Consider the following 24,651-nt stretch of genomic DNA (forward strand, 5'->3'; position numbering starts at 1 on the left):
GAGGTGTGCAATGACCGCACTCAACGATTTGAACGCCCTGCAAGCGAGCATGGCCGAAAGCGTGCTCGGCCAGGACCAGGTGATCCGCCAGATCCTTCTCGGCCTGCTCGCCAACGGACACCTACTGCTCGAAAGCCTGCCGGGGCTGGCCAAGACCCGCACAGTCAAGGCCTTGGCCCGGCACCTGGACGCCAAGATGAGTCGCATCCAGTTCACTCCGGACCTGCTGCCCTCCGACATCACCGGCGCCGAAGTACTGCACCAGGTCGATGGCCAGAACCAGATCCGGTTCCAACCCGGCCCGCTGTTCGGCAACCTGATCCTCGCCGATGAAATCAACCGCGCACCGGCCAAGGTCCAGGCGGCCTTGCTGGAAGCCATGGAAGAACGGCAAATCACCGTGGCCGGCGCCAGTCACCCTCTGCCGGAACTGTTTATCGTGGTGGCCACGCAAAACCCCATCGAACAGGAAGGCACTTACCCGCTGCCGGAAGCCCAGATGGACCGCTTCGTGATGAAGCTGCTGTTGGACTACCCCAGCGCCGACAACGAAAGTCAGGTGTTGCGCCTGTTGCGTGAAGAAGAACAGGCGGCAGTTACCCAAGCGGTTCAGGGATTTACCCTGGCGCAGGAGGTGATTTTCGCCGCACGCAAGGAAGTCAGCGCCATCCAGGTTTCGCCGGCTATCGACCGGTACCTGATCGACATCATCAACGCCACCCGCCACCCCGCCGACTACGACGCCGACCTGGCGCGCTGGGTCAGCCTTGGCGCCAGCCCCCGTGGCGGCATTGGCCTGGACCGCTGCGCCCGGGCCGACGCTTGGTTGCAAGGCCAGGCCTTTGTCACGCCGAGCAACGTGCAGGCCGTCGCCCATCCAGTGCTGCGCCATCGCCTGCAATTGAGTTATGACGCGGTGGCGGATGGCGTGACGGCTGATCAGGTGCTCGACCGGCTGCTCAGCAAAGTAGCGATTCCGGCATGAACGCCGACGGTTTTGTCTACGTCAGCCTGGCGCAATTGATGGCCTTGCAGTTCCAGGCCCGCGACTTGAGCTTTGTCGCGCGCCAGCCCCAGGGCAGCATCCTGGCCGGCAACCATGCGTCACGCCTGCGCGGCCGTGGGCTGAATTTCGATGAGCTACGCCGCTACCAGCCGGGCGATGACCTGCGCCACCTGGATTGGCGTGCGTCGCTGCGCACCGGCAAACCGGTGGTGCGCACCTTTACCGAAGAGCGCGACCGCCCGGCGCTGATCGTGGTGGACCAGCGCATGTCGATGTTTTTCGGCTCAGTGCGCAGCTTCAAATCCGCCGTGGCGGCGGAACTGGGCGCGCTGGCGGCGTGGATGGTGTTCAACGCCGGGGATCGCGTCGGCGGCCTGGTGTTCAACGACCAGCGTGTCGACAGCGTCGCGCCTTTGCGCAGCCGCAAACGGGTGGAAGCCTTGTGCAGTCGCATCGTTCAGCAAAATGCCGCGTTGACGGCAAGCAACCCCGACCATGAAGACGACGGCCAGTTGGATAAGGTCCTGCAGCAATGCCTGGCCGTGGCAGGCCACGATCACCTGATCTGCCTGGTCAGTGATTTTGCCGGTGCCGGGCCACGGACGTTGCAATTGATGCAGCAACTGTCAGCGCACAACGACGTGATCGCGTTGCAGGTGTATGACCCTTTGGCGCTCAACGTGCCCAGCCGTGGGCAATTGCGGGTTACCCAAGGCCAGTTGCAGGTAGAGCTGGCGGTGAACCAGCGCCAGGTGCGCCAACCCCTGGGGGATTTTCTCGGCGGACGCTTGAAGGGTGTCGCCAACCTGCTGCGCCGCAGCCAAGTGCCACTGCTGATGATCAGCACCGCCCTGCCCGCCGCCGACCAGTTGCGCAGTGAACTGGGGAAACGTCGGTGAGCAGTCATGTGCCAAGCATCGAGCAACTCAAGGAGTTGAGCTTACCCGCGCCGGTCAGCTACTGGCCGCAGACCTGGGGCTGGGGCGTGTTGCTGGGTGTTTTGGTGGTGGCGCTGCTGGTGCTGGCAGGCCGCAAGTGGCTGCGTTGGCGACGTGATGCCTACCGGCGTGAGGCGTTGGCCCGTCTGGACACCTTGAAAGACCTGCGCGAGTTGCCCGAACTGCTCAAGCGCGTCGCACTGTCGATGCCACTTCCCATGGAAGAACAGCAACGTATCCCGACCTTGCGTGGCGTCGAGTGGCAAGCCTTCCTGCAACGTCACGCCACAGGTCCGATTCCCGACGACCTCGCTCAACGGCTGGCCGAACTGGCCTACGGCGCGGCGCCGCAGGACCCGCAACTACTGGCCCAGTGCAAGGCCTGGGTGGAGCAACACCATGTGGGAGCTTGACTACCCCTGGCTGCTGTTGATGCTGCCGCTGCCGTGGTTGGCCTACCGCTACCTGCCGGTGTATCACGAAGCGCGCAGTGCGGTGCGGGTGCCGTTTTTCGGCGGCATGCGCCAGGCGGTCGGTGGTTCATCGTCTACCGACGGTGCCCGTGGCAATCGCGGCCAGTTGCTGCTCAATCTGGTGGTATGGGCGTTGCTGGTGCTGGCGGTCGCCCGCCCGGTCTGGGTGGAAAAACCCCTCGAACGCCAACAACCGGTGCGCGACCTCATGCTGGCCATCGATATCTCCCAATCCATGGAAACCGAGGACTTTACCGACGCCATCGGCCACAAAATCGACCGGCTGGCCGCCGTCAAACAGGTGGTGCACGGCTTTATCCAGCAGCGCAAAGATGATCGTATCGGCTTGATCCTGTTCGGCAGCGGCGCCTACCCCCAGGCCCCCTTGACCCTCGACCATGCCAGCTTGTCGCTGTTGCTGGACGACAGCGGCATCGGCATGGCGGGGCCGAACACCGCCATCGGCGACGCCATTGGCCTTGGTCTCAAGCTGCTGGACCAGGCCCATGAGCCGGAAAAAGTGCTGATCCTGCTCACCGATGGCAATGACACCAGCAGTGCAATCACTCCGGACCACGCCGCCGACATGGCCGCTGCCAAGGGCGTCATCATCCACACCATCGGCATCGGTGACCCGCAAGCCAGCGGCGAGGCCAAGGTCAACCTCAGCGCCTTGCAAGGCATTGCCAGCGCCACGGGTGGGCGTTATTTCCGCGCCGAAGACCGCGACAGTCTGGATCAGGTCTACGCCACGCTCGACAAGATCACACCGCATCAAGTGAAGACTCTCAGTCATCAACCCAAGCGCGATCTGTTCTGGTGGCCGCTGTGTGCGGCATTGACGTTGCTGGCGCTGTATCACTTGATCGCTGCGCTGTGGCCGCATCGATGGAAACGGGAGCACGCAGATGGACTTCAGTGACTTCCACTTTCTGCGTCCTGCCTGGCTGTTATTGGCGCTGTTGGGCGTACTGCTGCCGTGGGTGTGGCAGCGCAGCCGTGACCTTCAGCGCCGCCTGCGCGGCACTATCGCCCCGCATCTGTTGCCGTATTTGCTGCTGACGCCGACCGATCCCCATCGTCTGCGGCCGGTGCATCTGGTGAGTGCGTTATGGGTGGTCGGTGCCTTCGCCGCGGCGGGACCCACCTGGGAGCAGGACCGTCCGGACTTCCTGGAGAACCGTGCACCGCTGATCATCGCCGTGGACCTGTCGGCGTCCATGGACACCGCCGATGTGCCTCCCACGCGCCTCACTGCCGCAAAACACAAGTTGCACGACCTGATCCAGCGCCGCAAAGGCGCACGCACCGCGTTGCTGGTCTATGCCGGCAGTGCCCATCTGGTGTTGCCGCCCACCGATGATCCGGCCTTGCTTGATACCTTTATCCAGGCGCTCGGCACGGACTTGATCAGCAAGACGGGCAAGAATGTGGCCGGCGTGATCGATCAGGCCAAGCGCCTGCTGCAGCAATCGCCCGGCACCTTGCTGCTGGTGACGGACGGCGCCGATGTCGCCCAACTGCCCGCCCTCAAGGACAATGCGCTGCAAATCCTGATCCTGGCCCTTGGCAGCAGTCCCACACTCAAGCCATTGGCCTCAGCCCTGGAGGCGCCGCTGGGTAGCCTGACCCTCAATGACGATGACCTGGACTGGATCGAACTGCACGCCCAGCAGCACTTCCAGAACGTCGACGAGCAGCAACGCCTGTTGCAATGGAAAGACGTCGGTTACTGGTTGTGCTGGCCGTTGCTGCTGTTGGCGCTGTTCGGTGTGCGCAAGGGCTGGAGCTTGAACTGGACGGCGGTGGTGCTGCTTGGCCTGCTGCTACCGCCGACGCAGGCCGAGGCCAACCCGTTCATGACGCCCGACCAGCAAGGCCGCTGGGCTTTCGAACATCATCATTACCCGCAAGCTGCCGCGTTGTTCGCCGAGCCTTACTGGAAAGGCATCGCCGCCTACAACGCCGCCGATTACGACCTGGCCCAAACCACCTTCGCCGCCATGCATACCGCGCAAGCTGCGTTCTACCTGGGCAATATCCACGTGCGTCGCTTCAAGTTCGATGACGCCATCGCGGCCTATCAACAGGCCTTGCAGTTGCAACCCGTCTTCCCTGAAGCAACCGCCAACCTGGCCCTGGCGGTTGCGCTGAAAAAAGACACCGAAAGCGCCGCGAACAACACGCCGCAGGTCAAACCGGATGAGATCAAGTTCGACAAAGCACCGGGCAAGGGCCAGAGCAAAGCGATTCAGACTCAACAGGCGAATAATGATGCCCTGTGGTTGCAGAACCTGACCACGTCGCCGGCCAACTTCCTGCGCCGCAAATTCAGCCTGCAAGACCAGGAGGCGCGACCATGAAGCGCTACTGGGGCGTGTTGCTGTTGTTGTCGGGGCCGTTATGGGCGGCCGAACCGCAATTACGGGTGAACGCGCAGTTGATCCCCGGCGCTTCAGTGGTGGTGGGTGAACAATTGCAGGTGCAAGTGGACGTGCTGACCGACACCTGGTTCACCGCCGCCGCGACATTGCCGGACGTGAAACTGGCTGGCGCACGCATACAGCAACCGGGTGGCGAGGCCGAGCACACCACGCAGGTGATCGATGGGCAAACCTTCTACGGGATGCGCTACACGTACTTGGTCACACCGACGATGGCGCAACACTTCAGCGTGCCCGCGCTGACGGTCAGTGCCCAACCGGGCCAGGCCAGCGCGCCGTTGAGTGCACAGAGTGCGCCGCTGACCTTTGAGGCCACTCAGCCACCGGGGTTTGCGCCCGGTGAACCCGTGCTGGTCGCCAGCGGCTTACGCCTGAGCCAGACCGTTACGGCCGGCGATCTCAAGGTTGGCGACAACCTGACGCGAACAGTGATCCTGCAAGCCGATAACACGCCAGGGCTGTCACTGCCGCCGCCGGCAACCGCCGAGGTAAACGGGTTGCGCCTCTATGCGCAGGCGCCTGCCATCAGCAACCTGGATGACGGACGCGGCACCGTCACGGGTGGCCAACGCATCGATCACCTGGTGTATCGCGTGGAAAAAGGCGGCCATTACACCCTGCCTGCCCTCCAGGTGAAATGGTGGGACAGCCGCAACCATCGCCTGCAAATCGCGCAGTTGCCCGCGCTGACATTCAAGGCCCAGGCCACCAGCGCCTACACGCCGACCTTTTCCGTCACCGACGACCTCAAGGCGCTCGGGCAGCACGCGCGCTGGCAGCTGTCGCGGCATTTGCTGGGATGGATGGCGGCCATCGTCGTGCTGGTGCTGGCGGCTTATCTGATCCGTGCCCTATGGCCCCGCCTGCGGTCATTGTGGCGAAAGGCATGGCCAGCATTGCGCTGGGCCTGTCGTCAACTACGCTTGGTTCCACTGAACCCTCGTCACGAAAAGGACTTCCCATGACGTCGCTGCGTTCTGCCCTGCCCCTTCTCCTCCTCCTGAGCCTGCCTGCCCTGGCGGCCGATCCGCTGCCGTCATGGAACGAAGGCCCGAACAAAAAGCAGATCATCGAATTCGTCCAGGCGGTGACCGCCGTAGGCTCCAAGGACTACGTGAAACCCGCCGAACGCATCGCCGTGTTCGACAACGACGGCACGCTGTGGACCGAGCAACCGGCGTACTTCGAAGTGCTGTTCGCCTTTGACGAGGTCAAGCGCCTGGCGCCACAGCACCCGGAATGGAAAATCACCCAGCCATTCCAGGCCGTGCTCGATGGCGACCACAAGGCGCTTGCCGCCGCCGGCATGGACGGCCTGTTGAAGATCATCGGGGCCACCCACACCGGGGTCAGCACCGAAGCCTTCATCGACAACGCCAAGCAATGGCTGAAGCAGGCCCGCCATCCCAAGACCGGCAAGCCGTTCGACCAGATGATCTACCAGCCCATGCTGGAAATGCTCGACTACCTGCGCAGCCAGCAATTCAAGACCTACATCGTCTCCGGGGGCGACACCGCCTTCATGCGTGCCTTCGCCGAAGAGGTGTACGGCGTGCCGCCCGAGCAGGTGATCGGCTCCAACTTCGTCACCCAATTCCAGCTCAAGGACGGCAAGCCGCACGTGCTGCGCACCGCCAAGCTGGCACACAACGATGACGGCCCAGGCAAGCCGGAAAGCATCGACGCCATCATCGGCCGTCGGCCGATCCTGGCTTTCGGCAACTCTGACGGCGACTTGCAGATGCTGCAGTGGACCGCCGCCGGCCCTGGCAAACGCTTGATGGGCCTGGTGCACCACACCGACGCCCAGCGCGAATGGGCCTACGACCGCAACTCTCAGGTGGGGCGCCTGGACAAGGCACTGGACCTGGCCAAGCAACAGAACTGGACCGTGGTGGATATGGCAATTGACTGGGGCCGTATCTATCCGTTCGATCCAGCGGTGCAAGTGAAGGTGCAATAAGAAAAGACGTCGCGATGGACTGTTAAAAACGTTGGTCGCAGGCAATGCGACTCAAGCCCTAAAAGGAGCAAGTCTTATGACTCGCATACGTAAGTGGCTGCCGAAACTCGCCCTGGTGGCGGTTTCGGTGATCGGCACCTCGGCATCCGCCTGGGCGGCCGAAAAGCCGAATATCCTGGTGATCTTCGGCGATGACATCGGGCAAACCAATATCAGCGCCTATTCCATGGGCGTGGTTGGCTACAAGACCCCGAATATCGACCGTATCGCCAAAGAAGGCATGATGTTCACCGACTACTACGCGGAGAACAGCTGCACCGCCGGGCGTTCGTCCTTCATCACCGGCCAGACGCCGTTGCGCACGGGCCTGTCGAAGGTGGGCGCGCCCGGTGCATCGGTGGGTTTGCAAAAGCGCGATATCACCATTGCGCAGGCGCTCAAGTCCCTGGGGTATGCCACCGGGCAATTCGGCAAGAACCACCTGGGCGACAAGGATGAATACCTGCCGACCAACCACGGTTTCGACGAGTTCTTCGGCAACCTCTATCACCTCAACGCCGAGGAAGAGCCGGAGCGCCCCTATTGGCCCAAGGACGACGCGGAGTTCGTCAAGGCCAACTCCCCGCGCGGGGTGATCCACAGCTTTGCCGATGGCAAGATCGAAGACACCGGCGCCTTGACCACCAAGCGCATGGAGACTATCGACGATGAAACCACGGCGGCGGCCCAGGCTTTCATCAAGAAACAGGCCGAAGCCAACAAACCGTTCTTCGTGTGGATGAATACCACGCGCATGCACTTGTTCACCCATGTGCGCGAATCGATGAAGGGCCAGAGCGGGATGCCCGGCAACGAATACGCGGACGGCATGCTGGAGCACGACGGTGACGTGGGCAAACTCCTGCAAACCCTCGACGACCTGAAGATCGCCGACAACACCATCGTGGTCTACACCACCGATAACGGGCCGAACCAGTTTTCTTGGCCGGACGCGGCGACGACGCCGTTTCGCAACGAGAAGAACTCCAATTGGGAAGGTGCCTATCGGGTGCCGGCGATGATTCGTTGGCCGGGCAAGATCAAGCCCGCTGAGGTCTCCAACGAGATGTTCTCGGGCATGGACTGGTTCCCCACGCTGTTGGCCGCAGCCGGTGACAGTGACGTGAAAAGCAAACTGCTCAAAGGCTGGGCGCCCGTGACCGGAGGCAGCAACTTCAAGGTGCATCTGGATGGTTTCAACCAACTGCCCTACCTGACCGGGCAGCAACCGAAGGGCGCACGCGACGAGTTCTATTACTTCAACGATGACGGGGTCTTGGTGTCCGCGCGTTTTGGCAACTGGAAGGCGGTGTATTGCGAACAGCGGGCACCGGGTGGGTTCAAGGTGTGGAGTGAGCCATTCGTGTGCCTGCGGGTGCCGAAGATCCTCAACCTGCGCATGGACCCCTATGAGCGGGCTGACGTGGTCTCCGATCAGTATTACGACTGGAGCACTAAAAACGTCTATCTCGTCGCGGTGGCGGTGACCAAATCGGCCAAATTCCTCGAAACCTTTATCGAGTATCCGCCCAGTCAGAAACCGGCCAGCTTCAGCATCGACCAGATTCGAGCGGGTGTGGATGCGAAGATTGCCGAGAAGATGAAAGCGCAACCAGCGCCATAGTGATCCAAGGCCGCCCACTCGGGCGGCCTTCTTTAGGGTTGATAGAAGGTTCATCGCAATGTTGTCACGCACCGCCAGCAAGCCCATTGAAACCACTGCAACCCTCCCGATCCTGATCCCCGCCCTCCTCCTGTTCCTCTCCGGCGGCGCGGCGTTGGTGTATCAGGTGCTATGGATCAAGCAGCTGTCCCTGGTGGTGGGCGTCGAGGTGTATGCAATTACCGCGGGTATCAGCGCGTTTTTTGCCGGGCTGGCAGTGGGCGGCTGGCTGTTCGGACGGTTGGCGGACCGCTTTGCGCGGCCGCTGTTGTTGTATGCAGGTCTGGAATTACTGGTTGCCCTGCTCGGGGTTGGCGCGACGCTGGCCCTGGGCGTGGCGGCCGAACCGTTTGCCTGGTTGGAACACCGCGTTGGCCTGCTGGCCTGGGCGTTGCCATTTTCCCTGGTCTGCCTGCCGGCGGTGTTGATGGGCGGCACGTTGCCGGTACTGGTGCGCTCGCTGGGCGTCGACGCCAAGGGCTTGAGCCAGGCGGGTGGACGCCTCTACGCGGCCAACACCGCCGGGGCGATTGTCGGGACGTTGTTCACGGCATTTGTATTGATTGCCCAGTTTGGCGTGCGCGGCAGTGCGCTGGTGGCGGCTATGTTGAATCTGCTCGCGGCGGTGGGGGCAGTGTTGGCGGTGCGTCATCAAGCGCCTGTTGAGATCGCACCGCCGCGCCCCGTGCAACCTGCGCGACTGGCATTGGTGCTGTACGCCATCGCCGGTGGCGTCGCCCTCGGCTATGAGGTGGTGTGGTCGCAGTCCATCGTGCAATTCATGAGTACCCGCACGTATGCGTTCGCCGTGGTACTTGCCACCTACCTCACCGGGTTGTTCATCGGCAGCCAGTTGATGTCCGGTCGTGTAGAACGTCTTCGCGATCCCTGGGGCGTGTTCGGCCTGCTGATTGCGGGCGCAGGCTTGGTAGCGCTGCTGGAAATCGCCCTGCTGGGGCGCTGGCTGATACTGCTGCAAACCCAGGCTGAAGCGCTGGTACTGGGCCTGGGCGCAAGCGAGCTGCCGGGGATGAGCGCACGTTTTGCAGTGGCGGCATTGTGCATCGTATTTGTGCCGACCTTGCTGCTGGGCGCGGCGTTCCCCGTGGCGTTGCGCTTGAGTGTGGGCAATCGGCATGTTGGCCGTGACGTGGGCGCGGTGGTGGCATTCAATACCTTGGGCGGGATTATCGGGGTGATGCTGTGCGGGTTCGTGTTGATCCCGTGGCTGGGGTTGGTACGGACCTTGGGCGTGTTGGCCGTGGTGGCTGGCGTCATTGGGTATCTGGCGGTACGCCGTGGCCAGGGTGTTGAAAAAGGCCGGCGCCAGGCAGTTATTGCACTGGGGCTGGTGTCGCTGGCGGCCGCCCTGTTGACCCCAGTGGATCGCCTGGCCAAGTTACTGCCCGGTGCGCGTAACGCCAGCCTGGCGTTTTACCAGGAAGGCCGTGGCGCGACGGTGGCGGTGGTCACCCAAGGCCAGGGCGTGCGGGCCTTTCAGCGGCTGTATATTCAGGGCGTCTCCAACACGGGCGATGCCATGCCGTCGCTGCGTTATATGCGAATCCAGGCGCTGTTGCCGCTGCTGATTCACAACGCCGAACCCAAGTCCGCACTGGTGATCGGCTTTGGCACTGGCATCACGGCGGGCGCATTATTGCGCTATCCAGGCCTGGAACATCGGGTGGTCGCTGAACTGTTGCCAGCGGTGGTACAGGCCGCGCCCTTGTTAAAAGGCAACTTCAATGCCGCCAGCGATCCCGGCATCGAACTGCGCTTGCGCGATGGTCGCCAGGAACTTCTGCGCAACCCGCAAACCTACGACCTGATCACCCTGGAACCCCCACCGCCCTCCGCTGCTGGCGTGGTGAACCTGTATTCCCAGGACTTCTATCAACTGGCGGCCTCGCGCCTGGAAAAAAACGGCTTGCTCGCGCAATGGTTACCGCTGCCGACGCAAAACATCGACGACTCCCGTGCCTTGGTGCGCAGCTTCCTCAACGTGTTCCCGTACGTGTCGCTGTGGACCAGCGAGTTCCACGAGATGCTGCTGGTGGGTTCCCTTGAGCCAATAAGCCTGGATGCCGAACGCATTCGTCAGCGCTTCGAGCAGCCTGGCGTAAGCGGCGCCTTGGCAGACGTTGGTATCGACTCGGCGGCGACCTTGCTGGCGACCTGGGTCACCGATCGCCAGGGCCTTGAGCGGTTTGCCGCAGATGCATTACCGGTCACCGACGATCAACCGCGTATCGAATACGCGCCCTGGGTGCGCAGCAAGGAAATCACCCGTGTACTGCCGGCCTTGCTCGATCTGCGGGTGCCCGTGCCGCTGATCAATGCGGATGAGACTTTCGCTCGCACACTGGCTGCCGAGCAACAACGCCTGATGCAGTTCTACCGCGCCAGCCTGCATGCCTACGACGGCGACCGGGATGCCTGGGGGCGGGATATGCGAGAGGTCATACGCGGGGACGGCGCCAATCCCTATTTCCGTTGGTTTGGCGGTCAGTGAAGCGGTGGTGAGGGCGCGTAGGCCCTCACCCCTTAAGGACTTTCTAGTGTTTGAGCTTGACGTATGACTGATGCAGGTCCGACGCCCAACCGTCGATCACGCCTTTCACATCGTCGGCCTTCATCACCTGGGACTCATTGGCCAGCGGCTTGCCAGTGCCTTTGCGCACCACCTGAGCGATCACCTTGCCGTTGGCGCCGTCGAGGAACTGCGCCTCGGTGCCCAAGGTGGTTTCCTGGTCACGATGGCCGGACGCGGTGCTGACCGTCGCGACGACCAGCGCTACGGGGATGTATTCATACGGGGCGAGGCCTTCGGTCTTGCTGCTCACGGCGGTGATCGCCGCCCGCACGACGATGACACCCGGCCCGGGCGCATTGGCCAGCGGCAGGGATTTCTCCAACTCACGCTTGAGCGCCTGGTTGTAATAGGTGTTGATGCCGTTCAGGGTGCTTTCCGGGATTTTCGCCGTGGCCTGGGGCTTGGGGTAGAACTGGGTCGGTTCGACGAACACCGCGTGATAGCGGCTGAGATCCAGCTTGGGATCGACCCAGCGCATCACCTCGGCTCCCGAAGGCGACTGGGCTTGCTTGAGCTGGCTGTAGTCCGAGAGAAAGCCGGAATACTCATCCGGTGAAGTGACCTTGCTGGCACAACCTGCCATGGCGACCGACGCCACACACAGCGTGCTGATCATTAGCCTTAGTTTCATCATTGAACTCCCTGGCGATCATCATCGAAACAGTGAGCTGTAGGTATAGCCAATCCTGGGGAATTAACCTCATTTGTGCGACCTGTTTGACAGACCTCCCCTCAGCGTCAAAGCTGCACAGAGCTTAAGCGCGCCAATAGAGCGTCCACGCATCAAGACAACGGAAGTCGGAATGCCCAAGCCCAAAAAAGAACACGCCGCGCCCCACCGTGATTCACCCCGTCGCTACCTGTACCCCGTTTTGATTGTGTTGCTGTTGTTGGCCATGGCCGGGATCTGGTTCTTCCTGCAGGCCAGTACGCCTCGGTTGCCGGCGCCGGTGGTGGTCGCCAAGCCGGTCATCATGCCCCCGGCAACTATGGTCGATGAGCAGCAGTGCCAGGGCTGCCATCAAGCCCAGGTCAAGGATTGGCAGGGCTCACACCATCAACTGGCGATGCAGCTGGCCACACCGCAGACCGTACCGGCGGACTTCAACGACGCGAGCTTTACCGGTGAAGGCGAAACCACGCGGTTCTTTCGCCGGGGCGATGAATTTTGGGTCAATACGCCCGGCAGCGACGGCCAAGTGGCCGATTTCAAGGTGGCCTACACCTTTGGCATCGCGCCGTTACAGCAGTACCTGATCGACGTCGGCGGCGGTCGCCTGCAAGCCCTCGGCGTGGCTTGGGATACCCAACAGAACCGCTGGTTTCACCTGTATCCCGGCCAGGGCGTGAACTTCAAGAACCCGCTGCACTGGAGCAAACCCAGCCAGAACGCCAACTTCATGTGCGTGGAATGCCACACCACCGGCTACAAGCGCAACTTCGATGCGCAGAACAACACTTTCGACAGCCAATGGAACAGCCTCGGTGTCGGTTGCCAGGCGTGCCATGGCCCGGCCTCCAACCACCTGCAATGGGCGGCGAAAAAAGGCGACCTGCTGCACGCAGGCTTTGCCGTGGACCTCAAAGACAAGGACGCCACCGTCGAACTGGAAACCTGCGCGCGCTGCCACGCACGGCGCGCGCCCCTGGGCGATGGCTTTACCGTAGGCAAACGCCTGATGGACGACTACCTGCCCAGCGTGCTGACCCGCGAGCTGTATGCCCTGGACGGCAAGATCAAGGATGAGGTGTTTGAACACGGCTCCTTCGCCCAAAGCAAAATGGCCGAAAAAGGCGTGCGTTGCAGCAACTGCCACAACCCCCACAGCAATGAGCTCAAGGCGCCGGGCAATGCGGTGTGCCTGCAATGCCACAACACCGCAGGCAAAACCCCGATTACCACGGTGGATGGCCGTGGGCTACAGGCCAAAAACTATGATTCTCCTGAACACACCGGTAAGCCGGGTTCGTTCTGCGTCGACTGCCACATGCCGGGCAAGGTCTACATGGGTAATGACTTGCGCCATGACCACAGCTTCAGCATTCCGGCCGGGGCACGGGACGTGCTGAAAGCGCCGACTTACGCCGAGAGCATGGTGTTGATTCGCGGTGGCCAAGCCGGTGCGGCCCAGGCGCTGTATGAGCAGTTGGCTCGCAGCAATCTGCCGGCGATCCAACGCGCGACGTTGCTGGTGGAACTGCCCAACTATCCGAGTGAACAGGCGTTGAAACTGGCGACCAAGGATCTCACTCACCCTGCCCCGCAAGTGCGCGAAAGTGCAGTGCGTGCCGTCAGCGCCCTGCTGCCGCCAGCGGAACGCGTCACCCTCTACACGCCCTTGCTCCGTGATCCCGTGCGCGCCGTGCGGATCATTGCCGCGCGGGACCTGTTGAGCGTGCCCGGCCAAGGGCCCGCCTGGGACAGCGCCATCGCTGAATACGAACAGGTCCAATCAAGCCTGCTGGAACGCGCCGAAGCCAACCTCAACCTGGCGATGCTCTACCAGGCCAGCGGCCGTGGCGACAAAGTGGAAGCGCAATTGCGCACGGCCCTGCTGCGCGATCCGGACTTCTTCCCGGCGCTGGTCACCCTGGCGCAGTGGTTGGAAGCTAACGGCCGCACGCCAGAAGCACGCAGCCTGATTGCTGATGAGTTGGCCAGGCACCCAGACGCCGCGCTGTTACAGCACACCCAAGGCTTGATGCTGATCCGCGCGGGCGACACGGCAAAAGCCATGCCCCATCTGCGCAACGCCGCCCGCCTGGAGCCTGCCAACGGTCAGTTCGCTTTTGTATTGGCGGTGGCGTTGCATGACAGTGGCCATGTCGACGAAGCCTGCCAGCAATTGGAAGACCTGCTCAAGCGCCAACCGTATAACCGCAATGCGCGGTTGTCGTTGATCCAGTATTACCTGGAAAACGGACACGAGCCCAAGGCGCAGAAGGTGATGCAGGATTGGAAAGCGCTCAACCCAAGCGACCCAGCCCTGTAGGAGCCGGCTTGCCGGCGATGGCCGTCAACGATAACGCGAGAAATCAGGATAACGGCGGCGTCCTTGCATTTTTCGCCGGCAAGCCGGCTCCTACAGGTGTGTTTCAAATGCGCTCGCGTGGAATCAGGCTCTGCAACTGCGACGCCAGGAAATTCGCGTCGAAACCAAAGGTGTCCGGGTCTTTCAGGCCATTGGTCTTCTTCCACAGCCAATCGTTTTTATCCGCAGGCAGCACCAGCGAAACGCTGCCGTGCCGCGCAGCAGTCAAGCCCATGACCGACACGGAGATCAATCCGCCCACACCCATCACGTCCGGCACGAACTCCACCGGTTTGCCGGTGATCTGCACCGTCAGTTTCTCGGTCTTGAACGTCGATGTCTCCACCGGCACGCTGGGGCCGCTGGCGACATAGGCTTCACGATGCACCTCCAGCAACCCGATCGTCTTTACCGGCTCAAGCCACTGCTCGATCTGGCCGAACAACTCATCGAGCTTTTGCGCCCAACGGGCTGATTGCAGATCGAATTGCTGTTTTTTATGCGCTTCGCTGTCGGCGTAATGACGAAGCATCTCGCCCAGTTGTTGTACATCGTCCATTGCGGATCTCCTTGGGTGAGCCAGGTTGCGAAGCCTGATCATGGCAGATGCAGTCGCTCAACGTACGGCTTAAAACTGATCCGCAACAATGAGGTTTTTCTGAGCCTGTTTTGTTTTGCCCACGCTTCCTACAGTGCCGCCACTTGGAACCGTGGGAGGACTGAGCATGAGCACAGCAACAATCGGGCAGGCCTATAACTATAAAGTCGTCCGCCAATTCGTAATCGCCACCATCGTCTGGGGTGTGGTGGGCATGGCCATGGGCGTGTGGATCGCCTCGCAACTGGTGTGGCCGGAAATGAACCTGGACTTGCCATGGACCACCTTTGGCCGCTTGCGGCCCTTGCACACCAGCCTGGTGATCTTCGGTTTTGCCGGCAGCGCGCAGTTTGCCGCCAGCTATTACGCGGTGCAGCGCACCTGCCAGGTGCGGCTGTTTTCCGATGGCCTCGCGGCGTTCACCTTCTGGGGCTGGCAGTCGGTGATCGTGATCATGCTGATCAGCTTGCCGCTGGGCTACACCACCACCAAGGAATACGCCGAGATCGAGTTCTCCGGCGCGGTGTGGATGGCCGTGGTGTGGGTGGCCTATGCCATTGTGTTTTTCACCACCGTGGTACGGCGCAAAACCCAACACATTTACGTGGGTAACTGGTTTTTCGGCGCCTTTATCCTGGTGATCGCCATGTTGCATGTGGTCAATCACCTGGCGATTCCGGTGGATTGGTTCAAGTCGTACCCGGTGTATTCCGGGGCCACCGATGCCATGGTGCAGTGGTGGTACGGGCACAACGCGGTAGGTTTTTTCCTGACTACCGGCTTTTTGGGGATGATGTACTACTTCGTGCCGAAACAAGTCGGACGCCCGGTGTACTCCTACCGCCTGTCCATCGTGCACTTCTGGGCGTTGATCACCCTGTATATCTGGGCCGGCCCACATCACCTGCACTACACCGCCCTGCCGGATTGGGCGCAGTCATTGGGCATGGCCATGTCGCTGATTCTGCTGGCACCGAGCTGGGGCGGGATGATCAACGGCATGATGACCTTGTCCGGCGCCTGGCATAAGTTGCGCACGGACCCGATCCTGCGGTTCCTGGTGCTGTCCCTGGCGTTCTACGGGATGTCGACGTTCGAGGGGCCGATGATGGCGATCAAGACCGTCAACGCCCTCTCCCATTACACCGACTGGACCATCGGCCACGTACACGCCGGCGCCCTGGGTTGGGTGGCGATGATCACGTTTGGCTCGCTGTACCACATGATCCCCAAAGTGTTCGGGCGCGAGCAGATGCACAGCGTGCCGCTGATCAACCTGCACTTCTGGCTCGCGACTATCGGCACTGTGCTGTACATCGCGTCGATGTGGGTCAACGGCATTACCCAAGGCCTGATGTGGCGGGCGGTCAACGATGACGGCACCCTCACCTATTCGTTTGTCGAAGCCTTGCAGGCCAGTCACCCGGGGTTTGTGGTGCGGTTTGCCGGGGGGGTGTTCTTTCTTACGGGGATGGTGCTGATGGCCTACAACACCTGGCGTACTGTGCGCGTCGCGGACTTGAAAATGGCGCAGCTCGATGCGCGGATCGCCTGAAATGTGGGGCCTGCTGATGGTGGTGTGCCTGTACGGCGCGGTGGAGTATTGCCTGCGCGGGCAGTCGAACCAAAGCCTGGACGACGCAAGCCTGATGCCCTTTGCCGATGACCCGGAGGTGGCGCGGCGCGTGGAGCAAGCGACTGGCAAGCGGATCAACGCGGTGGCGCCGGAGGAAGCCAAGCCGGGTTGGGTCAACCTGGACATGTGAAACTGCACCGGTCATTTCGCGGCCAACTGCGTATGACTAATCCCTGGCCGATGGGTAAGGTGAAGCGACTTTCCTTGTCAGGAGCATCGCATGCGCACCATCGGCCTTATCGGCGGCATGAGCTGGGAGTCCAGCGCCGAGTATTACCGCATCATCAACCAGCGCGTGCGCGACCAGCTCGGCCCGCTGCGCTCGGCGCAACTGTTGATGTACAGCGTGGATTTCGGCCCGGTGGAACAGGCCCAGCACGCCGGCCGTTGGGATGACACCGCGCTGATCCTCGAAGATGCCGCGCGCCGTCTGCAAGCCGGTGGCGCCGAGTGTGTGGTGCTGTGTACCAATACCATGCACTTGGTGGCGCCGCGCATTGAAGCGGCGGTGTCGATTCCGTTCCTGCACATCGCTGATGCCGCGGGTGCGGCGGCCGTGGAAGCCGGCACGCTGACCGTCGGCCTGCTCGGTACTGCGTTTACCATGGAGCAGGATTTCCTCAAGTCGCGCCTGGCGGCCCAGGGCTTGACCGTGCTGGTGCCCGAGGCGGACGAGCGCCAGTCCGTGCACCGGATCATCTACGAGGAATTGTGTGTCGGCGTGATCAGCGATGCGTCACGCAAGGTCTACCAAGGCGTGATCGAGTCCCTGGCCGCACGCGGCGCCCAGGCGATCATCCTCGGTTGCACGGAAATCAGCCTGTTGATCAAGCCCGAGCACAGCGACCTGCCGTTGCTGGACACTACCGAGCTGCATGCGCAGGCTGCGGTGGCGTTTGCCCTGGGCTAAGCCGACTGGCGCAGGCGCGCCATGCTGACGGTGTCGACCAACTGGCCGTCACGCAGGGCGTAATCGCGCAACACGCCTTCGACCTCAAAGCCGAACTTGCGGTACAGCCTCTGTGCCGCTTCGTTGTCGGCGTACACCGTGAGTTCCACACGGCGCAGGTTCATCCAGTTATCGGCCACGTCCAGCGCCGCCGTCAACAAACGCGAGCCCACCCCTTTGCCTTGCCACGCGGTCGCCACGCCCATGCCGAATGAACCGACATGTGCCTGGCGTACCCGCAGGTACTGTTCCAGTCCGAGCTGGCCGATCACTTCACCGCCGTGCACAGCCACTAGCTGCAACCGTCGCTCGTTGTCCTGCACCAGCTTGTTACGCCACGCCTCGACCGACTGGAAAGGCATTTGTAGCACCTGACGGCACACGGCCGGTTCGTTATAGAGCGCGGCGACGCCTTCAAGGTGGGCCTCGGTGAAGCGCTGGATCACGATATGGGGTTCAGGTGTGTGCATCGTGTTTCATCCTTTGAAAGACAAGTGGCCGGCCAGTGTAGGAGGAATAGCATCGCGCTGACGACCCCGGAAACGTCCCACCTATCAATCGGCTGCATCCTGCATCTGAACGATAGCGGCCAGCCTCTACTGCACCGATACTTGGGCCGGGCCCTGCGACCGGCCTCTAACCCTGTGACCACAACAATAAGAAAGTCCCACAGAGGAACGCTCATGCGCCGTCTTGAACCCACAAGTCTGTTGCAGGCCTTCAGCACGTTGATCCTGGATCTGCAGCGACTGGCCCAGCACCAGGAGATCGAACGTTTCCAACCGCAAGCCCTGGCGCGTATCAGCCAGTTATTGCCTTTCGACTGCGCCTGGTGGGGGCGCTCTGCGGTGATCGATAACCTGCCGGAAGAACACAGCAGTTGCCTGTATCAACTGCCGCCTGGTTATCTGACCGACTGGCAGTCGATTCGCCATCTGGATGTGACCTTCGGCCGTACCCATGCAACGCCCGGGCAGGCTGTGATCGTTGACATGCGCGACCCCGGCAACGGTGCGGGTTTGAATTGGCTGGCAGAGCGTCATGGAATCGGTCAGTTGTTGTGCGTAATCCATATAGCCCCACACACCTGCCTCAGTGATCACTTGACCCTGTACCGCAAGCCCGGGGCCCCGGGGTTTACCGCGCAAGACTGCCTGCTGCTCGACAACCTGATGCTGCATCTGGTGGCGCCCGTGTCGGCGAACCAGATCCGCACGCTGGTGGCCATGCGTGAAACCCTGACCCACCCGCGAAACCTGGCGCTGGCGGTCTGCGATGCACGGGGAGTGTTGCAATGTACCGAGCGCGGCTTTGTCGATTTGTTGCTCAGTGAATGGCCGGGCTGGAGTGGCCCGACGTTACCCGTGCCCGTGGACGAGCGTGGCTATGAAGGCAAGCACATCCATCTCCAGGTCTGGGGGGTGGGTGATCAATGGTTGCTCGCGGCACGGGGCCAGCGTGTGCTGCACCAGCTCAGCCCGCGGGAAAACGACGTCGCCCAAGGCTTTGGCGAGGGCAAGACCTACAAGGAAGTCGCCCGTGACCTGGGCTTGTCGCCCAATACGGTGCGCCATCACCTGCGCGCCATCTACAGCAAGCTCGGGGTCAAGGACAAAGCGCATATCGCGCACTTGATGCACGCCCCGCCCGACTGACCCACCGCGCTTTTCCCAGTGGCTCTAACACCGTCGTCTTGACGGTCACGGGCAGCTTTTGCCCGTTTTCAGCTGCACCATAACAAGAGACGCCTTGCCATGACCTACACCCATCTGCGTCATCTACCGCTGCTGCTGGGGGGCACGCTGCTGTGCCTCGACAGCCAGGCCGCCGACCTTAACGCCCGCGATTTTTTCGGCGCACCGTCCGGCACCAGCCTCGGCGTGTTGTACCTGCCGGCCACGCGCGCCCAAGACTTCCGTGGCCCGGCCGACAGCACGGGCAAGGCCGAGCTCAAGGTCAATGCCATGGCCTACCGCCAGGTGTATTTCACCGACGCGTGCGGCACGCTGTGCACCCCACAATTGATCCTGCCTTTTGCCGACATTGATGCGCGCCTGCCAGGGGCGAGCCGGCGCACCGGCGAAAGCGGGTTTGGCGATCCTCAAGTGGGTGGCACGCTGTTCTTCATCAACGATCCGACGTCGCGCACTTACAGCGGCCTGTTAAGCCTGATCACCCTGCCGGTGGGCGAATACCACAGCACAAACCCCGATGTATCCCCCGGTGCCAATCGCTGGGGCGCGACCTTTGTCTACAACTACACCCAGGGCATCGGTGAGAACTGGGTGCTGGAAGCCAACCTCGAAGCCCAGCTGTACGGCAAGAATGACGATTATTTTGGCAGCGAGCTCAAGCAAGACCCGTTGTATCGCCTGCAAGCCTTTGCCTCCTACGACTTCACGCCCGCCACCTATGGCGCACTGCGCCTGATCCAGGCCACGGGCGGCGCATTGCGCATCAACAATCGGTCGATCGACGACACCCGCAAGCGCTACACCCAGGTCGGGTTCGAGGTCGGGCATTGGCTCGATAAGCAAAACCAAGTGATGTTCAGCCTCTCGCAAAACGTCGCCACCACCAACGGTTACGCAGGAACCGACGCGTTGTTGCGCCTGGTCCATGTGTTCTGACCTCTGCCTTGGAGCTTGACTATGCACGACTCCTCCCCTACACCCTGGCAGCGGCTGACGGCTATCGTGCTGTTTGCCGCGATCACGCCGACCATCCTGATGACCGCCCCTGCCGTGGCCGCGCAACTGGCCGTCCAATGGCAACTGAGCCCGGCGCAGATCGGCGACTTGTTTTCCATTGAACTGGGCGCAATGAGCCTGGCGACCCTGCCGGCCTTCTGGTGGCTGCGCTGCGTGAACTGGCGAGTGGCAGCCTTGGCCGCGGCCGTGCTGTTCATTGCCGCCAACCTGCTGTCGACGCTGGCCGACACCTACGCCCAGTTGCTGATCCTGCGCTTGTTCAGTGCGTTGGCGGGCGGTTCGTTGATGATCATCTGCCTGGCCAGCGCGGCTACCACCGCCAACCCCAGCCGTGTCTACGGGTTGTGGGTGATGGGGCAGCTAATCGTCGGTGCCGTGGGCCTCGCGGTATTACCAGGTTTATTCGAACGTTATGGACTGCAGAGCGGCTACCTGATCCTGGCGGGAATGATGGCGCTGCTGCTGCCGCTGGTACGCGGTTTTCCTTGCGCGCACGCCGCGCCACAGGCCATCAGGACGGCAGTGACTGGCACACGGGTGAAAGCCGTGCTCGGTGTCGCTGCGGTGCTGGCTTTTTACATCAGCCTTGGTGGGGTCTGGACGTTTATCGGTGCCCTCGGCGCCAGCGCCGGGATTTCCGCGCAACACAGTGGCGAGATACTAGCGATTGCGACCGTCATGGGCATCGCCGGCGCAGCCTGCGCGTCACTGATCGGCGCCCGCCTGCCGCGCCTGTCATTGCTGCTGGCGGGCTACGCGTTAATGGCGGCGGCGGTGCTGCTCCTGCTGGGCCAGCCCACACTGGTGCGCTTTGCCCTGGCAGCGCTGCTGTTCAAATTCGCCTGGACTTTTATCTTGCCGCTGATCCTCGCTTGCCTGGCCGACCTTGATCACAGCGGCAAGTTGATGAACGCGTCGAACCTGGTGATTGGCGGTGGCCTGGCCATCGGTCCGGCGATAGCCGGCCGGTTGATCGAGGCCAGCGGCGGCTTCGCCGTACTGTTGGTCGGTGGCGCCGTGATCACCCTGCTGTCGCTGGTATTGATTCTTGCCAGCCGTCCTGGACCTGTCGTTGAAATGGAGCCTGTATGAACCGAACCACCGCGTTTTTCTTTGATGAAATGAGCCTTTGGCACAGCGCCAGCGCCCATGCATTGACCTTGCCCGTGGGCGGTTGGGTACAGCCACCGGCCGGCAGCGGGCATGCCGAATCCCCCGAAACCAAGCGGCGCATGAAAAGCCTGCTGGATGTGTCCGGGTTGGGGCATCACCTGCACATGCACAGCGCTGCGCCAGCGAGCGAAGCCGACTTGCTGCGCGTCCACGGCCATGCGTACCTGCAGCGTTTCAAGGCGTTAAGCGATGCCGGCGGTGGCGACCTCGGGCCGCAGGCGCCGATAGGCCCGGGCAGCTACGAAATCGCCCGGCTTTCGGCCGGCCTGACGATGGCCGCCGTCGACGCCGTGCTCAAGGGGCTGGCGGATAACGCCTACTCATTGTCACGCCCACCAGGCCATCACTGCCTGGCGGACAGCGCCATGGGTTTCTGCTTCCTGGCCAACATTGCCATTGCCATCGAAGCGGCCAAGGCGCGCAACGGCCTGGGCAAGGTCGCGGTAATCGACTGGGATGTGCACCATGGCAACGGCACCCAATCGATCTTCGAGGCGCGTGCGGATGTGCTGACGATCTCACTGCATCAGGACGGTTGCTATCCGCCCGGTTACAGCGGCGAGCAGGACCGTGGCAGTGGCGCCGGGCTGGGGGCGAATATCAATATCCCCTTGCCACCCGGCAGCGGCCACGACGCCTACCTTCACGCGATGACCCGGATCGTGGTCCCGGCATTGGAGCGTTTCCAGCCGGAACTGATCATTGTCGCCTGTGGCTTTGACGCCAACGCCGTCGACCCGCTGGCGCGCATGTTGCTGCACAGCGAATCCTTCCGCCTGATGACTCGCTGCGTGCGCCTGGCGGCCGAACGCCTGTGCCAGGGGCGGCTGGTGCTGGTGCACGAAGGCGGCTACAGCGAAGCCTATGTACCGTTTTGCGGCTTGGCGACGCTGGAAGAGTTGTCGGGCGTGCGCACGGCGGTGGACGATCCGATGCTCGCACTGGTCGAGCTGCAGCAGCCCAAGGCCGCGCTGCTGGCGTTTCAGAAGCAGTGGATCGACCATCTGGCAAGCGAGATGCTTGACTAGCCTTTGGACGATGCCAGTCGCCACACACGCGCAATGTCCGAGGCCCGCTCACGAAGCAGGCGCGGCGCCTCGCTGCACGCCTGTTCCAGGCTCATCGGCCCGGAAGGCAAGGCAAACGCTGCGTCCACGCCGTGGGCGTACATCTGCTCATAGCCCTCGCCCAGCGTGCCGGCAATCACAATGACTGGCACGTTGTGTTGCTGGGCGATGCGCGCCACGCCGAACGGGGTTTTACCGCGCAGGGTCTGGGCATCGAAGCGGCCTTCACCGGTGATCACCAGGTCGGCGCCGCGCACGGCTGCGTCCAAGCCCACCAGTTCGGCCACTACCTCGACACCGGCGCGAAATTGCGCGCCCAGGAAGGCCTTGGCGGCAAAGCCCAGCCCACCCGCAGCGCCGCTGCCCGGTTCGTCGCGTACATCTTTAGGCAGCACCTTCGCGCAGTGGTCGGCGAAGTGTCCGAGGGCGGCGTCCAGCAGTTGGACTTGCTCGGGATTTGCGCCTTTTTGCGGGCCGAATATCGCCGACGCACCGTGGGGGCCGCACAGCGGGTTGTTGACGTCGGCGGCGATTTCAAAGCGGACCTGGGCCAGGCGTGGGTCCAGGTGTTCAAGGCTGATCTGCGCCAGGCGGGCCAGGGCCAGGCCGCCAGTTGGTAGCGCTTGATGTTCGGCGTCGAACAGTTGCGCGCCGAGCGCCTGCATCGCGCCTGCGCCGCCATCGTTGGTGGCACTGCCGCCAATCGCCAGGATGATGCGCTGGGCGCCAGCATCCAGAGCGGCGCGGATCAGTTCGCCGGTGCCATAGGTGGTGGTCTTGCAAGCGTCGCGCTGGCCCGGCGGGACTAACTGCAAACCGCTGGCTTCAGCCATTTCGATGATTGCGGTGTGGCTGTCGGCCAACCAGCCCCAATGTGCGTCGACGGCTGCGCCAAGCGGGCCGCGTACACTGTGGTGACGCAACTCGCCATTGCAGGCTGCCAGCACCGAATCCACCGTGCCTTCACCGCCATCCGCCATCGGGCACTGGATCAACTGTGCATCCGGCCAAACCTGGGCCAACCCTTCGGCAATGGCCTGGGCGACGCCTTCGGCACTCAGGCTGTCCTTGAACGAGTCGGGGGCGATGATGATTTTCATGGGCTTTCTCCGGTTTTTATGATGCCCATGCTGCCAGTTGGCAGGGCTGCTGACGCCGGTCAGATGCACAAGTGCGGCGGCGCTTTGTTGTTCATTCCGACAAAGCCTGGGGCAGTAGCTGTACGCCCAGGTAGAGGGCGAGCATGCCGTCCAGGGTCAGTGGGTCGACGCCACTGAGTTCGGCAATGCGCTCCATGCGGTAACGCAGGCTGTTGCGGTGAATACCCAAGGCGTCCGCACAGGCCTGGCTTTGCCCGTCATGTTCACACCAACTGCGCAGCGTCGCCTGCAACTGACCATTGCTGTCCTTGGCCAGCACTTTACGCAGCGGGTTGAGCAGTTCATCGAGCGCGTCGTCATTGCGATGGCGCCAGAGCATAACGGGCAAGCGATAGCGATTGAGGGTCAGCAGGCGCGACTGCGGCAACACATCACGACCATAGGCAAGCAGATCACCGACACGCCGATAGCAACGGCGCAGCCCCGCCAGACCGTCCGCTTGCCCACCCACGGCAACGCGCAGGATGTTCCAACCGAGGCCGTCAAGTTTTTCCAGCAAGCGCGGGTTGTCGACCTGCACAGATGCCGGCCGGCACCACAGCAATGAGTATTGCGCCGAGCTGACGCACCAGCTGTCCGGATAACGCGAGGCAAGCCACGCACTCAGCGCTTCCGCCGATTGCCCCGCGCCCAGTTCAAACAGGTACGGCGTGCGCGGCAGCTGCGGCTTGAGCCCCAGTTGCTGGGCTTCGTCCACCAGGCGCGGTGAATCGCCGCTTTCAGCGAGCAGCAAGGCCAGAAGATCATCACAGCGCTGACGCCGCCATTGTTGCTCGGCCTGCTGGTGACGATGGCTGACCAGCATTTCGGCGGTCATGCGCACCAGTTCAGCGTAGGTGCGCAGGCCTTCCGGTTCGCCGGTGATGCCGAGCACACCGATCAGGCGCCCGTCATGCAGCAACGGCAAGTTGATGCCCGGCAGCACGCCCTTGAGGTGCTTGGCGGTCTGGCCGTCGATTTCCACCACGCGACCGTTGGCGAGCACCAGTTGCGCGCCTTCATGGCGGGTGTTGATACGCTCGGGCTCACCACTGCCGAGGATCAGGCCCTGGCTGTCCATGACATTGACGTTGTAAGGCAGGATCGCCATGGTTCGATCGACGATATCCTGCGCCAGGTCATGATCCAGCTCGAACATGGGGCTAAATTCCTTAAAAAGCGGGGTTGTTCATAGGCACAGCGCAAAGCCGGGTTCGCTGTGCGCAA

22 protein-coding genes are annotated in these 24,651 nt (G+C 62.4%); 17 read left to right on the plus strand and 5 right to left on the minus strand.

Features of this window, described 5'->3' with window-relative positions; translation table 11 throughout:
• The first annotated feature begins 10 nt into the window (after positions 1-10).
• The 9 genes from CI807_RS22640 to CI807_RS22680 all read left to right on the plus strand — a co-directional run bounded on the left by CI807_RS22640 (position 11) and on the right by CI807_RS22680 (position 11,038).
• Positions 11-985: a MoxR family ATPase gene (locus tag CI807_RS22640; RefSeq protein WP_095016310.1), complete on the plus strand. Its 975-nt coding sequence runs from the start codon at positions 11-13 to the stop codon at positions 983-985.
• Complete coding sequence (locus CI807_RS22645) at positions 982-1,905, plus strand: DUF58 domain-containing protein (RefSeq protein ID WP_095016311.1); 924 nt, start codon at positions 982-984, stop codon at positions 1,903-1,905. The genes CI807_RS22640 and CI807_RS22645 overlap by 4 nt, the downstream gene beginning before the upstream one ends.
• Positions 1,902-2,357, plus strand: a complete 456-nt coding sequence (locus CI807_RS22650) for a DUF4381 domain-containing protein (RefSeq protein ID WP_095016312.1) — start codon at positions 1,902-1,904, stop codon at positions 2,355-2,357. Before CI807_RS22645 ends, CI807_RS22650 begins: the two co-directional genes overlap by 4 nt.
• Complete coding sequence (locus tag CI807_RS22655) at positions 2,344-3,339, plus strand: VWA domain-containing protein (RefSeq protein ID WP_095016313.1); 996 nt, start codon at positions 2,344-2,346, stop codon at positions 3,337-3,339. Before CI807_RS22650 ends, CI807_RS22655 begins: the two co-directional genes overlap by 14 nt.
• Complete coding sequence (locus tag CI807_RS22660; protein ID WP_095016314.1) at positions 3,326-4,780, plus strand: VWA domain-containing protein; 1,455 nt, start codon at positions 3,326-3,328, stop codon at positions 4,778-4,780. Before CI807_RS22655 ends, CI807_RS22660 begins: the two co-directional genes overlap by 14 nt.
• Positions 4,777-5,826 carry a BatD family protein gene (locus CI807_RS22665; RefSeq protein ID WP_095016315.1) on the plus strand — a complete coding sequence of 350 codons (1,050 nt, stop codon included), beginning with the start codon at positions 4,777-4,779 and terminating at the stop codon, positions 5,824-5,826. The genes CI807_RS22660 and CI807_RS22665 overlap by 4 nt, the downstream gene beginning before the upstream one ends.
• Complete coding sequence (locus CI807_RS22670; protein ID WP_095016316.1) at positions 5,823-6,824, plus strand: HAD family phosphatase; 1,002 nt, start codon at positions 5,823-5,825, stop codon at positions 6,822-6,824. The genes CI807_RS22665 and CI807_RS22670 overlap by 4 nt, the downstream gene beginning before the upstream one ends.
• Positions 6,825-6,900: 76 nt before the next feature.
• Entirely contained in the window at positions 6,901-8,487 is a 1,587-nt protein-coding gene (locus tag CI807_RS22675) for an arylsulfatase (protein ID WP_095016317.1), read from the plus strand.
• A gap of 58 nt (positions 8,488-8,545) precedes the next feature.
• Positions 8,546-11,038, plus strand: coding sequence for a fused MFS/spermidine synthase (locus CI807_RS22680; protein ID WP_095016318.1), 2,493 nt, complete (start codon positions 8,546-8,548; stop codon positions 11,036-11,038).
• Between the two features lie 43 nt (positions 11,039-11,081).
• Here CI807_RS22680 and CI807_RS22685 read toward each other — a convergent pair whose 3' ends face one another.
• Positions 11,082-11,750, minus strand: a complete 669-nt coding sequence (locus tag CI807_RS22685; RefSeq protein WP_095016319.1) for a DUF3313 domain-containing protein — start codon at positions 11,748-11,750, stop codon at positions 11,082-11,084.
• Positions 11,751-11,922: 172 nt separating this feature from the next.
• On the opposite strand from CI807_RS22685, the gene CI807_RS22690 reads away from it, so the two are divergent.
• Positions 11,923-14,112 carry a tetratricopeptide repeat protein gene (locus CI807_RS22690; protein WP_095016320.1) on the plus strand — a complete coding sequence of 730 codons (2,190 nt, stop codon included), beginning with the start codon at positions 11,923-11,925 and terminating at the stop codon, positions 14,110-14,112.
• A gap of 103 nt (positions 14,113-14,215) precedes the next feature.
• On the opposite strand, the gene CI807_RS22700 is transcribed toward CI807_RS22690, so the two are convergent.
• The gene (locus CI807_RS22700; protein WP_095016321.1) at positions 14,216-14,710 is read right to left on the minus strand and encodes a hypothetical protein; all 495 of its coding nucleotides are present in this window, start codon (positions 14,708-14,710) and stop codon (positions 14,216-14,218) included.
• Positions 14,711-14,876: 166 nt separating this feature from the next.
• Between CI807_RS22700 and ccoN the strand changes: the two genes are divergently transcribed.
• The 3 genes from ccoN to CI807_RS22715 all read left to right on the plus strand — a co-directional run bounded on the left by ccoN (position 14,877) and on the right by CI807_RS22715 (position 17,295).
• A complete protein-coding gene (gene ccoN, locus CI807_RS22705) occupies positions 14,877-16,304 on the plus strand; it encodes a cytochrome-c oxidase, cbb3-type subunit I (protein ID WP_095016322.1) in 1,428 nt (475 codons plus the stop codon).
• 1 nt (position 16,305) lies between these two features.
• Positions 16,306-16,515 carry a cbb3-type cytochrome c oxidase subunit 3 gene (locus CI807_RS22710; protein WP_095016323.1) on the plus strand — a complete coding sequence of 70 codons (210 nt, stop codon included), beginning with the start codon at positions 16,306-16,308 and terminating at the stop codon, positions 16,513-16,515.
• A 90-nt stretch (positions 16,516-16,605) separates the two neighbouring features.
• Positions 16,606-17,295, plus strand: a complete 690-nt coding sequence (locus tag CI807_RS22715) for an aspartate/glutamate racemase family protein (RefSeq protein ID WP_095016324.1) — start codon at positions 16,606-16,608, stop codon at positions 17,293-17,295.
• Here CI807_RS22715 and CI807_RS22720 read toward each other — a convergent pair.
• On the minus strand, positions 17,292-17,804 hold the full coding sequence (locus CI807_RS22720) for a GNAT family N-acetyltransferase (RefSeq protein ID WP_095016325.1): 513 nt from the start codon (positions 17,802-17,804) through the stop codon (positions 17,292-17,294). The two genes, CI807_RS22715 and CI807_RS22720, sit on opposite strands and share 4 nt — an antisense overlap.
• A 213-nt stretch (positions 17,805-18,017) precedes the next feature.
• On the opposite strand from CI807_RS22720, the gene CI807_RS22725 reads away from it, so the two are divergent.
• The 4 genes from CI807_RS22725 (at position 18,018) to CI807_RS22740 (ending at position 22,246) form a co-directional block, all read left to right on the plus strand.
• A complete protein-coding gene (locus tag CI807_RS22725) occupies positions 18,018-18,989 on the plus strand; it encodes a helix-turn-helix transcriptional regulator (protein WP_095016326.1) in 972 nt (323 codons plus the stop codon).
• Positions 18,990-19,088: 99 nt separating this feature from the next.
• Positions 19,089-19,964, plus strand: coding sequence for a transporter (locus CI807_RS22730; RefSeq protein ID WP_095016327.1), 876 nt, complete (start codon positions 19,089-19,091; stop codon positions 19,962-19,964).
• Between the two features lie 21 nt (positions 19,965-19,985).
• Entirely contained in the window at positions 19,986-21,137 is a 1,152-nt protein-coding gene (locus CI807_RS22735) for an MFS transporter (RefSeq protein WP_095016328.1), read from the plus strand.
• Positions 21,134-22,246 (plus strand): class II histone deacetylase, encoded by a 1,113-nt coding sequence (locus CI807_RS22740; RefSeq protein WP_095016329.1) that lies wholly within the window; start codon positions 21,134-21,136, stop codon positions 22,244-22,246. The genes CI807_RS22735 and CI807_RS22740 overlap by 4 nt, the downstream gene beginning before the upstream one ends.
• Here the strand turns inward: CI807_RS22740 and CI807_RS22745 are convergent.
• Positions 22,243-23,385: a glycerate kinase gene (locus CI807_RS22745; protein WP_095016330.1), complete on the minus strand. Its 1,143-nt coding sequence runs from the start codon at positions 23,383-23,385 to the stop codon at positions 22,243-22,245. The genes CI807_RS22740 and CI807_RS22745 overlap by 4 nt on opposite strands.
• A 91-nt stretch (positions 23,386-23,476) precedes the next feature.
• Complete coding sequence (locus CI807_RS22750; RefSeq protein WP_095016331.1) at positions 23,477-24,583, minus strand: sugar diacid recognition domain-containing protein; 1,107 nt, start codon at positions 24,581-24,583, stop codon at positions 23,477-23,479.
• Between the last annotated feature and the right edge of the window lie 68 nt (positions 24,584-24,651).

This window comes from Pseudomonas sp. NS1(2017), from assembly GCF_002269425.1.
Classification (GTDB): domain Bacteria; phylum Pseudomonadota; class Gammaproteobacteria; order Pseudomonadales; family Pseudomonadaceae; genus Aquipseudomonas; species Aquipseudomonas reactans.